The organism is Paraburkholderia sp. UCT70, assembly GCF_050434085.1.
GTDB classification, from domain to species: Bacteria; Pseudomonadota; Gammaproteobacteria; order Burkholderiales; family Burkholderiaceae; genus Paraburkholderia; species Paraburkholderia tuberum.
Genome location: NZ_JBNPVZ010000004.1, coordinates 3,589,333 through 3,604,208, shown reverse-complemented (window position 1 = coordinate 3,604,208; position 14,876 = coordinate 3,589,333). Strand labels below are relative to the sequence as shown.

General features: G+C 62.3%; 14 protein-coding genes, 1 tRNA gene and 2 pseudogenes. 10 read left to right on the top strand and 7 right to left on the bottom strand.

Annotated elements, in window-relative coordinates:
- Window positions 1-22: 22 nt before the first annotated feature.
- The 6 genes from ispE to hisC all read left to right on the top strand — a co-directional run bounded on the left by ispE (window position 23) and on the right by hisC (window position 4,715).
- Window positions 23-904 carry a 4-(cytidine 5'-diphospho)-2-C-methyl-D-erythritol kinase gene (gene ispE, locus OKW41_RS42395; protein WP_429453304.1) on the top strand — a complete coding sequence of 294 codons (882 nt, stop codon included), beginning with the start codon at window positions 23-25 and terminating at the stop codon, window positions 902-904.
- Window positions 905-956: 52 nt separating this feature from the next.
- Window positions 957-1,033, top strand: a tRNA-Gln gene (locus OKW41_RS42390).
- Between the two features lie 60 nt (window positions 1,034-1,093).
- Window positions 1,094-2,050, top strand: coding sequence for a ribose-phosphate pyrophosphokinase (locus tag OKW41_RS42385; protein ID WP_008921698.1), 957 nt, complete (start codon window positions 1,094-1,096; stop codon window positions 2,048-2,050).
- A 163-nt stretch (window positions 2,051-2,213) separates the two neighbouring features.
- Entirely contained in the window at window positions 2,214-2,831 is a 618-nt protein-coding gene (locus OKW41_RS42380) for a 50S ribosomal protein L25/general stress protein Ctc (protein WP_429453306.1), read from the top strand.
- Window positions 2,832-2,979: 148 nt separating this feature from the next.
- On the top strand, window positions 2,980-3,585 hold the full coding sequence (gene pth, locus OKW41_RS42375; RefSeq protein WP_429453308.1) for an aminoacyl-tRNA hydrolase: 606 nt from the start codon (window positions 2,980-2,982) through the stop codon (window positions 3,583-3,585).
- A 50-nt stretch (window positions 3,586-3,635) separates the two neighbouring features.
- Window positions 3,636-4,715, top strand: a complete 1,080-nt coding sequence (hisC, locus tag OKW41_RS42370; protein ID WP_429453310.1) for a histidinol-phosphate transaminase — start codon at window positions 3,636-3,638, stop codon at window positions 4,713-4,715.
- A gap of 78 nt (window positions 4,716-4,793) precedes the next feature.
- On the opposite strand, the gene OKW41_RS42365 is transcribed toward hisC, so the two are convergent.
- Window positions 4,794-5,051 (bottom strand): YfhL family 4Fe-4S dicluster ferredoxin, encoded by a 258-nt coding sequence (locus OKW41_RS42365; RefSeq protein WP_429453312.1) that lies wholly within the window; start codon window positions 5,049-5,051, stop codon window positions 4,794-4,796.
- 33 nt (window positions 5,052-5,084) lie between these two features.
- Window positions 5,085-5,768: a hypothetical protein gene (locus OKW41_RS42360; RefSeq protein ID WP_429576117.1), complete on the bottom strand. Its 684-nt coding sequence runs from the start codon at window positions 5,766-5,768 to the stop codon at window positions 5,085-5,087.
- A gap of 1,481 nt (window positions 5,769-7,249) precedes the next feature.
- Between OKW41_RS42360 and OKW41_RS42355 the strand changes: the two genes are divergently transcribed.
- Entirely contained in the window at window positions 7,250-7,597 is a 348-nt protein-coding gene (locus OKW41_RS42355; protein WP_429453318.1) for a winged helix-turn-helix domain-containing protein, read from the top strand.
- Window positions 7,598-7,632: 35 nt separating this feature from the next.
- Here the strand turns inward: OKW41_RS42355 and OKW41_RS42350 are convergent.
- From OKW41_RS42350 to rsmD, 3 genes and pseudogenes are all read right to left on the bottom strand, one after another.
- Window positions 7,633-7,793 (bottom strand): annotated as a pseudogene (locus tag OKW41_RS42350) (porin); the annotation flags it as partial.
- Between the two features lie 296 nt (window positions 7,794-8,089).
- Window positions 8,090-8,599, bottom strand: coding sequence for a pantetheine-phosphate adenylyltransferase (gene coaD / locus OKW41_RS42345; protein ID WP_062125937.1), 510 nt, complete (start codon window positions 8,597-8,599; stop codon window positions 8,090-8,092).
- A gap of 100 nt (window positions 8,600-8,699) precedes the next feature.
- Window positions 8,700-9,314 carry a 16S rRNA (guanine(966)-N(2))-methyltransferase RsmD gene (gene rsmD / locus OKW41_RS42340; protein ID WP_429576116.1) on the bottom strand — a complete coding sequence of 205 codons (615 nt, stop codon included), beginning with the start codon at window positions 9,312-9,314 and terminating at the stop codon, window positions 8,700-8,702.
- Between the two features lie 250 nt (window positions 9,315-9,564).
- Here rsmD and ftsY point away from each other — a divergent pair, with 250 nt between their 5' ends.
- Complete coding sequence (gene ftsY, locus OKW41_RS42335; RefSeq protein WP_429576115.1) at window positions 9,565-10,716, top strand: signal recognition particle-docking protein FtsY; 1,152 nt, start codon at window positions 9,565-9,567, stop codon at window positions 10,714-10,716.
- A 112-nt stretch (window positions 10,717-10,828) separates the two neighbouring features.
- Here ftsY and maiA read toward each other — a convergent pair whose 3' ends face one another.
- Together maiA and OKW41_RS42325 are read right to left on the bottom strand one after the other, a co-directional pair.
- Window positions 10,829-11,473: a maleylacetoacetate isomerase gene (maiA, locus tag OKW41_RS42330; RefSeq protein WP_429576114.1), complete on the bottom strand. Its 645-nt coding sequence runs from the start codon at window positions 11,471-11,473 to the stop codon at window positions 10,829-10,831.
- Window positions 11,474-11,507: 34 nt separating this feature from the next.
- On the bottom strand, window positions 11,508-12,206 hold the full coding sequence (locus OKW41_RS42325; protein WP_429576113.1) for a fumarylacetoacetate hydrolase family protein: 699 nt from the start codon (window positions 12,204-12,206) through the stop codon (window positions 11,508-11,510).
- Between the two features lie 222 nt (window positions 12,207-12,428).
- Between OKW41_RS42325 and ybiB the strand changes: the two genes are divergently transcribed.
- The gene (ybiB, locus tag OKW41_RS42320; RefSeq protein ID WP_187612613.1) at window positions 12,429-13,400 is read left to right on the top strand and encodes a DNA-binding protein YbiB; all 972 of its coding nucleotides are present in this window, start codon (window positions 12,429-12,431) and stop codon (window positions 13,398-13,400) included.
- A 381-nt stretch (window positions 13,401-13,781) separates the two neighbouring features.
- Window positions 13,782-14,768 (top strand): annotated as a pseudogene (locus tag OKW41_RS42315) (2-isopropylmalate synthase); the annotation flags it as partial.
- Window positions 14,769-14,876: the final 108 nt, after the last annotated feature.

The following is a 14,876-nucleotide window of genomic DNA, read 5'->3' as shown; positions in this document are numbered from 1 at the left end:
GTGGCGCATGTAGCCTTCACTCATGATCGAAACAACCAATTCGCTGCGCGACTGTCTCGCGCCAGCGAAACTCAATCTCTTCCTGCACATCACCGGCCGTCGGCCGGATGGTTATCACACGCTGCAGACGGTCTTCCAGTTGCTTGACTGGGGCGACACGCTGCACTTCACGCGACGCGACGACGGTCTCATCACGCGCCGCACCGAAATCGCCGACGTGCCACCCGAGCATGACCTGACCGTACGCGCCGCGACGTTGCTGAAGGTACATACGGGCTCCCGCGAAGGCGTCGATATCGAAATCGACAAGCGCCTGCCGATGGGCGCGGGCCTCGGCGGCGGCAGTTCCGATGCGGCGACGACGCTGCTCGCGCTCAATCGCCTGTGGAAGCTCGATCTGCCACGTCAGGAGTTGCAGGATCTTGCGTTGAAACTCGGCGCGGACGTGCCTTTCTTCGTATTTGGAAAAAATGCGTTTGCAGAGGGTGTCGGAGAATCATTAGACGTTGTACAATTGCCGCCGCGTCACTTCCTGATAGTGACGCCGAGGGTGCAGGTTCCGACTGCAGCGATTTTTTCCGAAAAAGCGTTGACAAGAGATACAAAGCCCCTCATAATTACCGACTTTCCCGCAGAACTCAGCTGCAACACTGAGTGGCCAGAAAGCTTCGGCCGGAATGACATGCAGCAGGTTGTCGTAGGAAAGTACGCGGAAGTAGCGCAAGTGTTGCGGTGGTTTGGAAGCATCGCGCCAGCGCGGATGTCCGGATCGGGTGCCAGTGTTTTTGCAGCGTTCCGTAGCAAAGCTGAAGCAGAAGCGGCGCAAGCCAAACTGCCCGGCGAGTGGAACAGTGCAGTAGCAGCGGGCTTGGATCAGCATCCACTCTTTGCTTTCGCGTCATAAGTTTTGCATCGTCGAACGAAACTCCACGTTCGGCGGAGCTCAAAGTTAGTGTAGGGGAGTCGCCAAGCTGGTTAAGGCACCGGATTTTGATTCCGGCATGCAAAGGTTCGAATCCTTTCTCCCCTGCCAAAAATTCTCGTAGTTCGCTGTATCGCATTTCTCCCGCCCCCAGCCTGAAGTAGGTGCACGATGAGCAGCCATGACGGCCTGATGGTTTTTACTGGCAACGCAAATCCCGCGCTTGCACAGGAAGTCGTCAAAAACCTCGGTATTCCCCTCGGCAAAGCAATGGTTAGCCGTTTCTCGGACGGTGAAATCCAAGTCGAGATTCAGGAAAACGTGCGCGGCAAGGATGTCTTCGTCCTGCAATCCACGTGTGCGCCGACTAACGACAATCTGATGGAACTGATGATCATGGTCGATGCGCTCAAGCGCGCATCCGCAGGCCGGATCACCGCAGCCATCCCCTACTTCGGTTATGCCCGTCAGGATCGTCGCCCGCGTTCGGCGCGCGTCGCCATCTCGGCTAAGGTCGTGGCGAACATGCTGGAAATCGCCGGCGTCGAGCGGATCATCACGATGGATCTGCACGCCGACCAGATTCAAGGCTTCTTCGACATCCCGGTCGACAACATCTACGCAACGCCCGTGCTGCTCGGGGATCTGCGCAAGCAGAACTACGACAACCTGATGGTAGTTTCGCCGGACGTCGGCGGTGTGGTCCGCGCCCGTGCATTGGCGAAGCAACTCAATTGCGATCTCGCGATCATCGACAAGCGTCGCCCGAAGGCGAACGTCGCCGAAGTGATGAACATCATCGGTGAAGTCGAAGGCCGCACCTGCGTGATCATGGACGACATGGTCGACACGGCTGGCACGCTGTGCAAGGCCGCGCAGGTTCTGAAGGAACGCGGCGCGAAGCAGGTATTCGCGTACGCCACCCACCCGGTTCTGTCGGGCGGCGCGGGTGAGCGTATCGCCGCTTCCGCACTCGACGAACTCGTTGTCACGGACACGATTCCGCTCGGCGAAGAAGCCCGTTCGTGCGCGAAGATCCGTTCGCTGACGAGCGCCGGTTTGCTCGCCGAAACGTTCTCGCGCATCCGCCGCGGCGATTCGGTGATGTCGCTGTTCGCTGAGAGTTAAGTATTTGCGAAGACACCGCGTACCGCTTCATGCGACACGCGGCGTTTTGGCACAATCGGCATGAACGAACGAAGGTTCTTGCCGCTATCCTGGGCCTCAGCCATTACGGCTTCGAGGCCCTGTTTTTACTGCCTGGTCGCGGGCAGTGCATTGGAGATTCAAAATGAAAGTAGTCGCTTTCGAGCGTTCCCTGCAAGGTACGGGTGCGAGCCGCCGCCTGCGTAACTCGGGCAAGACCCCGGGTATCGTTTATGGCGCCGGCGCTGACACGCAACTGATCGAACTCGATCACAACGCCCTGTGGCACGCGCTGAAGAAAGAAGTTTTCCACTCGTCGATCCTCGATCTGGAAGTGGCAGGCAAGTCGCAACAGGTTCTGCTGCGCGACGTGCAATACCACCCGTTCCGTCAGCTCGTGCTGCACGTGGACTTCCAGCGCGTCGACGCGTCGAAGAAGCTGCACACCAAGGTGCCGCTGCACTTCATGAACCAGGAAACCAACCCGGCAGTGAAACTGTCGAGCGCGGTGATTTCGCACATCCTCAACGAAATCGAAATCGAGTGCTTGCCGTCGGCACTGCCGGAGTTCATCGAAGTCGACCTCGCGAAGATCGAAGCAGGTCAATCGGTTCACGCGAAGGACATCCCGTTGCCGGCAGGTGTGGCGCTCGTGGCCCACGTCGACGCGGAAAACCCGGTGGTCGCTGCTGCAACGATCCCCGCTGGCGCAATCGCTGAAGACGCTGCTGCTGCTGAAGGCGGCGAAACGCCGGCTGCTTAAGAGCCTTCCGGTTCGAAGCAAGCAATCCTCTCGATCCGTTTCCTATGAAACGGTCGATGTGACCCGCCGAGGTTCGCCCTGGCGGGTTTTTTTTCGGCTTTTCTAGTCCGGTACGTTTCACTTCCGGACTTGGTGGACTCACGCAATCATGATCAAGCTGATCGTCGGGCTCGGCAATCCGGGCGCCGAATACACCGCGACGCGTCACAACGCCGGCTGCTGGCTGGTCGATCAACTCGCGCGCGAGGCTGGCACCGCGCTGCGCGACGAGCGGCGCTTTCACGGCTTTTACGCGAAAGCGCGGTTGCATGGCGAGGAAGTGCATCTGCTCGAGCCGCAAACCTACATGAACCGCTCTGGTCAATCGGTCGTCGCGCTCGCGCAATTCTTCAAGATTCTTCCCGACGAGATCCTCGTCGCGCACGACGAGCTCGACATGCCACCCGGCAGCGTCAAGCTGAAGCTCGGCGGCGGCAGCGGCGGGCATAATGGGCTGAAGGACATCAGCGCGCATCTGTCGTCGCAGCAATACTGGCGGCTGCGGATCGGCATCGGCCATCCGCGCGATCTGATTCCCGAAAGCGCGCGCGCCGGCGCGAAGCTGGACGTCGCGAACTATGTGCTGAAGCCGCCGCGGCGAGAAGAGCAGGCGGTCATCGACGCGTCGATCGAACGCGCGCTCGCGGTGATGCCACAGATCATCAAGGGCGAGCTCGAACGCGCAATGATGCAACTGCATCGCAACAACAGCTGACGCGCGCCACACTCATCGACACCCGCAATCGGCCCCGCAAGGAGAATCGCTTGAGCCGCTACTGGAGCGACATCGTTCACCGTCTGACGCCGTACGTGCCGGGCGAGCAGCCCGCGCTCGCGCATCCGGTGAAGCTGAATACCAACGAGAATCCGTATCCGCCGTCGCCGCGCGTGCTAGACGCGATCCGCCGCGAGCTCGGCGACACGGCCGACGCACTGCGCCGCTATCCCGATCCGAGCGCACGCAAACTGCGCGAAACGGTCGCCGCGTATCACGGCATCCGCGCCGAGCAGGTGTTCGCGGGCAACGGCTCGGACGAGGTACTCGCGCTAACGTTCCAGGCCTTGCTCAAGCACGACAAGCCGCTGCTTTTTCCCGACATCACTTACAGCTTCTATCCGACCTACGCGAAGCTGTTCGAGGTCGACTACCGGACCATCCCCCTCGACGACAGCTTCGCGATCAACGTCGACGACTACACGGTGCACAACAGCGGCATCCTATTTCCGAATCCGAACGCGCCGACCGGCCGGCCGCTGCCGCTCGCGGAAATCGAACGCCTCGTCGCGAGCCATCCTGATTCGGTCGTGGTGATTGACGAAGCGTATGTCGACTTCGGCGCCGAGTCGGCGATTGCGCTGATCGCGCGCTATCCGAATCTGCTCGTCGTGCAGACCGTGTCGAAGTCGCGTTCGCTCGCCGGCATGCGCGTCGGCTTTGCGTTCGGCGATCCTGCGTTGATCGATGCGCTCAATCGCGTGAAGGACAGCTTCAATTCGTACCCGCTCGACCGCCTCGCGCAAGTCGCGGCCACCGCTGCCTATGAAGACGACGCGTGGTTTCGCGAATGCTGCGCGAAGGTGATCGCGAGCCGCGAACGGCTTGCGGCGGAATTGACCGCGCTCGGCTTCGAGGTGGTGCCATCGGCGGCGAATCTGCTGTTCGCGCGGCATGAGGGGTACGACGCGGCGACGCTCGCGTCGCGGCTGCGGCAAAAGGAAATTTTCGTGCGGCATTTCAACGCGCCGCGCATCGACCAGCATTTGCGGATCTCGGTCGGCACCGACGCCGAATGCGACATACTGCTCGACGCTTTGCGCGGCATTTTCAGCGCTTACGTCGGATAACGGAAACGCCGCCCCCCAAAAAAAACGGCGAAGGCCCGCAAGCCTTCGCCGTTTTCTTTTGCGCGTCACCCGCGAACGTCAGGTGCCCTTGGCGGCCTGCAACGCGTGATATTTCGCCATCAAACCTTCGCGCGTTTCCAAGTGGTTCGGATCACGCGGGATGCACTCGACCGGACACACCTGAACGCATTGCGGCTCGTCGAAATGACCGACGCACTCGGTGCACTTCTTCGGGTCGATCACATAGATTTCCGGGCCCATCGAAATCGCGTCGTTCGGGCACTCGGGCTCGCAGACGTCGCAATTGATGCACTCGTCGGTAATCATCAGGGCCATGCCGCCACCAACTTTGCAAGAGGAAACAAAACATTATAGCTTTTCCACCCCCGCACGGCCGTGCAATGCCACGCCAGGATCATGGACGGCTGCGCTTCTCGGCCAGGTAGCCTTCGTCGCAAACTGGTTGGCGTATGCGTTGTTCAACGCCAACTGGATGCTGAACATGCCATTCGAGACGCGGGAATTGCCGGGCTGTTTCGGCAACAAGGCCAGCAGTGCCTTGATCACATACAGAATGATTAGCGCGCCGGCCAGATCACCCACAAACATCGTGAAGAAGCTTTCGAACCAGTTCTTCGTCGTACCGGCCAGCGCGAACCACAGGTGGTGAAACAGCGTATTTGCTCCCGAATAGGCGACAGCCAGAACAAGCAGCCGCTTCGGCGTCAGGTTCGTCAGCGATGCGCGCAGATCGAAATACTCGAGCGCAAACCTGTAGACCAGATACGGTGCCAGTGACCCAAGCAAAGCGCCTGCTATTGCACGCACCGGGTCATGCGGAAACCAGTACAGAAAGTCTGTAATCAGTCCGGCAAGCAGCAGGCCGAGTGCACCATCGAACCCAACCAGCAACGTGCTGAGAAGCCGAACACCGGACGGCAGGAAAATCCAGTTGACGCCTCGCACGAAAGACGTGTGCGTAAACACCTCCTGATTGATCCACAGCGACGCCAGGAACGCGATCAGGGTCCCAGCGATCGACCAAAAATGCAAACGTAAGCTAGACATTGCGGTGAGCCATCCTCGGTTGCTTTTGCCGAATGCATCATAGCGTGCCCGTATGGCGTTCCGCGAGCACAAGCAGCAGGCTTTCGGTCACAGATATCGTGACGCTCACGGAAAAAATTTCGCGAGGCCCTCAAGTTCTGCGCGACGCGACCGAAAACCCATGTATAGCTTTATGCCCGGCTCGACAAGCATGCAGAGCTGTGTCCATATTGATATGCTTTTTATAGCGATGAACCTGAGAGAACAGGCTGGAACGGAACGCGCTATCCGGACGAACCGGTGGCTATCGGCACGCCGACCAGTAGGCCGCCCGCCTGCTGCATGGCTCGCGTGCTATCCCGTCTTTCAAGATGCGTTGCTCGGCTGCGAAACAAGGTTGGGGGCGCTTCCTGACTTCGTCAGGCGCGCTGCTTTGGAAAGGCTGGGTGGCTCCAATTATTCGTGTGTGCCCACTTCAGTACTTGATGAAGTCCGCGCCTCTTACCTGGAACTTCGCAGCACATGCGTCGCAGAAGAAGTACGTCGATACCTGTCTGATATCGAGGACAGTCTGCTGGCGTCACACGAATCGTCGGACGCCCTTGAAACCCTGGCGGCGGGAATGCCGCGGATGCTGGTTCCGCCTGTCGCTCGCCCTCCGTGTCTGCTGAGTTCTGGCAAGGGAATGTTTCTCGGGGGCTGGGCGCGATTTGTTGCGTACTGGTGTCGGAAAGACCCAACGATTCCGCTACTCGCGGTAGATTGGCCGATCCTCCACGAGCACGTAGCGCCCTACAGCCTTCGCCACTTGATCGACGATCATAGTGTTGCATCGACCGGTTGAATGCGCCTTCGGAAAGCAGCCAATCGTCCTCCAGCGACGGCTCGAGCTGACCACCCGCACGAACCTTGCCAAGGCGCGACTTTATCGTTATAGTTTTTGTAACGGCCAAACCTGAGAGAAATGGTTCGCGTGGAACGCGCTGTCCGGACCGACCGGTTTTCTGGCTCGCGCCGACCGGTCGGTTACGTTTGATCGGTTGCATAACGGCAAAAGCCCATGCTCAACCTGCTTTTTCCTTTTATACCCGTGCAAAAGAGTACGAGGCATACGGCGCCACCGTAGCGATAATTCCGCCGGCGATTGACCGCACAGGGTCGTGCGGGAAGAAATTGAAGAGGGCGACGAGCCAGCTCGCTAATAGCAAGCCGATTGCGCCATCGCCCCCCAGAAGCAAGGTGCTCAATAGTCTGACTCCTGACGGCCGGTAGATTCAGTTCATGCCCCGGACGAACTCGATGTGCGTGAAGACTTCCTGGTCGATCCAGAGCGACAGCGCGAACGCGATGGCCGTGCCCGCGACCGGGAGCAAATGCAAACGTAAGCTGGACATGGAGATAAAATAGGGAAGCCCGGTTGTCGCTGGGCAGCATCAAGGTTCGCTTTCCGCGCTCGGGTGAGCGGCGTTTTCGTTGGAGCGATGGTCATGGCCCGCCCTGCTGATATCTATCTTCGATTTCTTCAATTGACCGAAGCACTGCGAGGTCTTCCCTCACTTCCCGCGCTCGATCCGCTCGAAGAAAAGATCCTGGAGTTCGTTGCTCGCATGAGGCAAAAAAACGAACGCCTGTCGGTTCGAGACATGATGGCCCAAAGTGCGCTGGGGTCGCCGGCTACCTTGCATGCCCGTATCACGTCAATGCGCGAAAAGGGCTGGCTCCTGCTCAACGACACCGAAGACGCTCGCCGCAAACAGGTCGAGCTGACGCCCGCGGCCCTCCGACACTTCGACAAGCTTGCCGAGGCGTTCGCCAAAGCCACGAAGGGAAGCTGACATTGTTCAGCGTCGGTTAAGCCGGCACTATCCGGTTAGAAAAAACTCCTCATTCCTCTTGCAATGCCCGTCTGGTTGCTCCGCCCCGGCAATTCCACGTACGCGGCACCTGTCACCCTGTTGAAGTCCATCGTACCGTACTGGTGCGCTTCGTCAGTTCATACTCGGCGAATTGGACAAAGGTATATCGATTGCCCACGCCCGTGACTTTTTCCGGATAGGATTCCGCAGGAACCTGACAAGCCGGCGTGACTATTGATGATCGGCCCGTTTGCGATGAAGAAACAATTCTTGTTCTTCGCATCAACATTGACATCGCAGCTTGCGCGAACCATCGAATACAGTGATGCCCTTGCGTAACGACAGGATCGACGTTCGCCGCCAATACGGCTCGCCAACATTACTTAGAACAGCCGACCGATGCACCTGGCGCCGATAACCGAGGCCTGGCCGGTCTTGATCCGTCAAACCCGGCATTCGCGCGACTCTGGCTCACGTCCCCTGAGCGCCGTCCTGCGGATCCAGCGAAGCGACCTTCTCCTTCAGCCATTTTTCGACGGACGGGAACACGAACTTGCTGACGTCGCCGCCCAATTGCGCAATCTCGCGCACGATCGTGCCCGAGATGAACTGATACTGATCGGACGGCGTCATGAACATCGTCTCGACGTCGGGCAGTAGATAACGGTTCATGCCCGCCATCTGGAACTCGTACTCGAAGTCCGACACCGCGCGCAGCCCTCTGACGATCACCCGCGCGTTGTTGGTCCGCACGAAGTCCTTCAGCAGTCCCTTGAAGCTCATCACCTGGACGTTCGGATAGTGGCCGAGCACCTCATGCGCAATCGCGAGGCGCTCCTGGAGAGTGAAAAACGGCTTCTTGGCACGGCTGTCGGCCACACCCACCACCAGCGTGTCGAAAATGCTCGACGCGCGCCGAACGAGGTCTTCGTGACCGCGCGTCAGCGGGTCGAACGTGCCCGGGTACACGGCGACTACCATGAGACTTCTCCTCACTTCAGACAAAAGGGCACGTCCGGGCGACACATTTCGCACCGGCGCGGATGACGATAAACCGCCCGGCCCTTTTTTGGAACGCGCATTATTCCTTATTTTCGCGCTGCAGCAAATGAAAGTGCACAGCGCCCGCTTTGCCCTGCCGCACGAGTTCCCAGCCTGACAGCGGCTCGTGAGCGGCCGGTTCGAGCGCTTCGCCTGCCTCGACATAAAGATAGCCGTCGGCACGCACGAGCGACACGGCCACCGCGAGCGCCTTGCCGAGCAGGTCGGCATCGAACGGCGGATCGAGGAACACGACGTCGAACGAGCCTGGCGCGAGACTCGCCGCAAGACGCAGCCCGTCCGCCTCGGCGATTTCGATCATGCGTGCATCGAGCCGCTGCTGGTTTGCGCGCAACTGGCCGGCAGCGCGCGCATGGCGCTCCACCATCAGCACGCGAGCGGCGCCGCGCGACGCGGCCTCGAAGCCGAGCGCCCCACTACCAGCGAACAGATCGAGGCAGTGCTGGCCGTCCAGACGCTGGCCGAGCCAGTTGAACAGCGTTTCGCGGACGCGGTCGGGCGTCGGGCGCAAGCCGTCCAGATCGAGCACGGGCAGCGGCGTGCGTTTCCAGTCGCCGCCGATGATGCGAATGGCATGCGGTTTGCCACTTTTGGACGAAGCGCCAGCGGCGCGTGAAGGTGCTAAACGAGGCATGCAGTATCGTGCAGTTTCAGCCAGGTGATGAACACGCCCGCGGCGTCGATGCGCGCGGGCCGGAGCGCTCACGTTACCACAGGGTTGGCGCGCGTCCAGCCTGGCCGAGCGGCCGATACGACGCGCCGCGGCACGCCTGATAAAATGTGCGGCTGCCAGCGCCCCGCCTTTTCGCATCCCGGCGCTGCCCACCGCTTCGCCGGTCCCGTGCCGGCTGCGCGCATCGGCGCGCTCTCCCATACGTCAGATCATGTTCAGCTTTTTCAAACGATTCAAGGGCTCGAAAGAGTCCGATACCGCCGCAGACGAATCGCTGGCGGCGCAAGACGGCGCGGCACCCGAGGCCGAGGTTGCGCCCGTTGCGCCCGCCGAACCGATCGAGCCTACCGCGCCCCCCGTTCCTCCTGTGGCCACGACGATCATCGAGCCGCAGCCCGAGCCGCCAGACGCCATGCTCGACACCGTCGAAATCGTCCCGCCGCCCGAGCAGGATGCCGGCGCGAAGCGCTCGTGGCTTACGCGTCTGAAGAGCGGCCTCGCGAAAACCAGTTCGAACCTGACCGGCATTTTCGTCGGCACGAAGATCGACGAGGACCTGTACGAGGAACTGGAAACCGCGCTGCTGATGTCTGACGCCGGCGTCGAGGCGACCGAATTCCTGCTCGAAGCGCTGCGCGAAAAAGTGCGCGGCGAACGCCTGACGGCCCCCCTGCAGGTCAAAACCGCCTTGCGCACACTGCTCGTCGAGTTGCTCAAGCCGCTCGAAAAATCGCTGATGCTCGGCCGCGCGCAACCGCTCGTGATGATGATCGCCGGTGTCAACGGCGCGGGCAAAACCACGAGCATCGGCAAGCTCGCGAAGCATCTGCAGAGCTTTGACCAATCGGTGCTGCTCGCCGCCGGCGACACGTTCCGCGCCGCCGCACGCGAGCAACTCGCCGTGTGGGGCCAGCGCAACAACGTGACCGTGGTCGCGCAGGAAAGCGGCGACCCGGCCGCGGTGATCTTCGACGCGCTCGGCGCCGCGCGCGCGCGCAAGATCGACGTGATGATGGCCGACACGGCCGGCCGCCTGCCCACGCAACTGCATCTGATGGAAGAACTGCGTAAGGTGAAGCGCGTGATTGGCAAGGCGCAGGACGGCGCGCCGCACGAAGTGCTGCTCGTGATCGACGCGAACACCGGCCAGAACGCGCTCACACAGGTCAAGGCGTTCGACGACGCGCTCGGGCTCACCGGCCTGATCGTCACCAAGCTCGACGGCACCGCGAAGGGCGGCATCCTCGCGGCGATCGCGCGGCAGCGGCCGATTCCGGTGTATTTCATCGGCGTCGGCGAAAAGGTCGAGGATCTGCAGCCGTTCAGCGCGGAGGAGTTTTCGGACGCGCTACTGGGCGGCTGATCGCGTGATCGTTGCGGCGCTCGGCGCTCGCGGCGAACCAAAGGAAAAGGGCACTCCGCGGAGCGCCCTTTTTTCGTTTCAAGCTGCCCTCGACGTGTCAGCGATCCCGGGCTCACTCCGCGTCCGGCTGCACGCCCGGCGCCGCGCGCGCGAACGCATCGAGTTGCATCGCGTGATCGTAGATGCGCTGGATCGTCGGAAACTTTGCGGTGTCGACCTTGAAGCGCTGCGCGTTGAATACCTGCGGAATCAGGCACGCGTCGGCGACTGTCGGTGCGTCGCCGAAACACAGTTTGCCGGTGCGCGCGTCGCCGGCAAGATGCGTCTCCAGCGTCGCGAAGCCCGCGTCGATCCAGTGCCGGTACCACGCGTCCTTCGCGTCGTCGTCGACTCGCAGCGTGTGCTTCAGATAGCGCAGCACGCGCAGATTGTTCAACGGATGAATCTCGCACGCGACCTGCAGCGCCACCGAGCGCACATACGCGCGATCGAGCGGCGCCTTCGGCAGCAGCGGCGGCTCCGGGTGCGTCTCCTCGAGGTACTCGATGATCGCGAGCGACTGCGGCAGCAAATGACTGCCGTCGGCGAGCGTCGGCACGATGCAGTCCGGGTTGATCTTGCGATACTCGGGCTTCAGCTGCTCGCCGCCTTCGCGCACGAGGTGCACGGGTACGTAGTCGTACGACAGGTTCTTCACGTTCAGCGCGATGCGCACGCGATACGACGCGGAGCTACGGAAATAGCTGTAGAGCTTCATGTTGTCTGCCTCCTCCACCTGCACGCAAGCCGTCTCAGACGACGCGCACGCTGAACTCGCCGAGCCCATCCACGCCGCCCTTCATCAGGTCACCCTTCGCGACCGCGCCGACGCCTTCCGGCGTGCCGGTGAAAATCAGGTCGCCAGGCCGCAGTTCGAACAGCGTCGACAGATACGCGATCGTCTCGGCCACCGACCAGATCAGCTGCGACACATCCGCGCGCTGCTTGTCCTCGCCATTCACCGACAGCCAGATCTCGCCTTTGCCGATGTGACCAACCGTCGAAGCCGGATGGATCGGGCCGAGCGGCGCCGAGTGATCGAAGCCCTTGGCGGTATCCCACGGACGACCCATTTTCTTCGCTTCGCCTTGCAGGTCGCGGCGCGTCATGTCGAGACCGAGCGCGTAGCCGTAGACGTGGTCGAGCGCGCGGTCGACGGGGATGTCTTTGCCGCCCTCGCCGATCGCCGCGACCATTTCCATTTCGAAATGGACGTTCCTGGTCTGCGACGGATACGGGAATTCGCCGGTCGTGCCCGGCGCGACGTACACGATCGCATCGGCCGGCTTCGTGAAGAAGAACGGCGGCTCGCGGTCCGGGTCGTGGCCCATTTCACGCGCGTGCGCCTCGTAGTTGCGCCCCACGCAGTAGATGCGGCGCACCGCGAACTGCTCTCTCGACCCCACGACCGGCACCGCGACCTGCGGTGCGGGTGCAAATACGTAACTCATCCCGTTCTCCGTTTTCCGATGTGCGCCGCCGAGGCGGCGAGAAACATCGAGTTTAACGCGCGGCACGGCGCGGGGGCGTGTCAGGCGGCCCGTCGCGCGCCACTGCGTGCCCGCTTCGTTGCTGTTCGCCCGCTCGCCATAGATGCGATACTCACACCGAACTGTTCCCCGAATGGCGTAGCGAACCGCCAGGCGCGGCACGCCACCCGCCTCTTGCGCACGATGACCGACTCCACCGATACCACTTCTCCCTTCCCCTGGGCCCGATTCATCAAGGAAATCGGCCGCGGCCCGAATGGCGCCCGCGCGCTGACCGCCGACGACACGCGCTCGCTCTACACCGCGATGCTCGACGGCCGCGTCGACGATCTCGAACTCGGCGCGGTGCTGCTCGCGTATCGCGTGAAAGGCGAAACCGCCGACGAACTCGCCGCGATGCTGGCCGCCGCGCATACGTCGTTCGAGCCGGTGCGGCTGCCGCACGGCGCGTTTCGGCCGGTGTCGATTCCGTCGTACAACGGCGCGCGCAAGCAGCCGAACCTCGTGCCGCTGCTCGCGCTGCTGCTCGCCCGCGAAGGCGTGCCGGTGCTGGTACACGGCGTCACCGAGGATCTGGGTCGGGTGACGAGCGCGGAAATCTTCACACATCTGCGCATCGCCCATGCGCAGTCGCACGCGCAGATCGAAGCTGGACTTGCGGAGCGCCGCGTGGCGTTCGCCTCGATCGACGTACTGGCTCCCAAGCTCGCGCGCCTGCTCGCGCTGCGCCGGCGCATGGGCGTGCGCAATTCGACGCATACGCTTGTGAAGCTGCTGCAGCCGTTCGCGCCCGCGGGATTGCGGCTCGTGAACTACACGCATCCGCCGTATCGCGACAGTCTCACTCAGCTGTTCGTCACGCATCCCGATGCGGCCGTCGGCGGTGCGCTACTCGCGCGCGGCACCGAAGGCGAGGCGGTCGCCGATACTCGCCGCCAGGTGCAGGTCGACTGGCTGCATGACGGCATCTGCGAGACGCGGCTGCCGCACGAGCGCTCGTCGCCCGATGCGCCCGAAGTCGAGCTGCCCGAAGCGCGCGACGCGGCGACCACGGCCGCCTGGATCGACGCCGTGCTGCGCGGCGAAGCGCCGGTGCCTGGCGCGCTCGAGCGGCAGGTCGAGCTGATCGTCGATATCGCGAAGACGGCGGCCTGACGGCCGCGGGTTGACAGGCCAACGCACGCCGTCATACATTTGGCCTCATGCGTTCCCTTCCGAACACCCTCCGAATTATCTCCGGCCGCCTGGCGCGGCCCCTATCGCTACGCCTGGCGTAAGTCTCGCGTAGCGCCGCGCGCTGGCAGCTCCGGTTGCCGTCGGCGGTCCTCCCCGTAGTTCCCGCAGTTTCGCTTCGCCCCCGTCGTAGTTCTCCACAACCTGTCGTCGTTTGCATTCGTCCGTTTACCGCGCGGACGATGCGAGAGGATCAAATGTACGTTGCATGGGCAGCATCCGCAGCGTGCATGCGTGAACAGTCGGCCAACCGCTCGACGTCCCCACCCTCCGCCGACGACACCACGAATGAGGCACCTCACCGTGTTGCGCAATCCCGCTGAAAAGTACCGCCCTTTTCCCGCCGTCCGGCTGACCGGCCGCAAATGGCCGAGTCGCACGGTCGACGCCGCACCCGTCTGGATGAGCACGGACCTGCGCGACGGCAATCAGGCGCTGATCGAACCGATGAACGCTGCGCAGAAGCTCGAATACTTCGAGATGCTGGTCGCGATCGGTTTCAAGGAAATCGAAGTGGGCTTTCCGTCGGCGTCGCACACCGATTTCGACTTCGTGCGCAAGCTGATCGACGAGCGACGCATTCCCGACGACGTCACGATCGAAGTCTTCGTGCCGTCGCGCGCGGAGCTGATCGCACGCACGTTCGACGCGCTCGAAGGCGCGCCGCGCGCGATTGTGCATCTGTACAACGCGATCTGCCCGTCGTTCCGGCGCATCGTGTTTCAGCAGCCGAAGGATGAGATCAAGGCGCTTGCCGTCGAAGGCACGGGCCTCATCAAGGAACACGCGCAGGCGCGGCCGGGCACGCGCTGGACCTTCCAGTACTCGCCCGAGACCTTCAACACGACCGAGCTGCCGTTCGCGCGCGAGGTGTGCGACGCGCTCGCGCAAACGTGGCGGCCTACGCGCGATCACAAGATGATCGTCAACCTGCCGGCAAGCGTCGAAGCGGCCACGCCGAACGTGTTCGCCGACCAGATCGAATGGATGCATCGCAACCTCGGTTACCGCGACAGCATCGTGCTGTCGGTGCATCCGCACAACGATCGCGGCACCGCCGTGGCCGCGGCGCAGCTCGCGCTGCTGGCGGGCGCGGATCGCATCGAAGGCTGTCTGTTCGGCAATGGCGAGCGCACCGGCAACGTCGATCTCGTCACAGTCGCGATGAATCTCGACGCAATGGGTATCGACAGCGGTCTGGATTTCTCGGATCTCGCGACGATCAGGCGCGTGGCGGAACGCTGCACGCGGCTTCCGGTTGCGGCGCGGCATCCGTATGCGGGAGAGGTAGCGATGCGCGGCACGCGCGAGGCGCGCGACGCGGATGCCGATGTAGACGAGCACGGCGCGAACAGCCGCGACAAAGCTGGCGAATGCGCGACCGCGTGAATTCGCGTT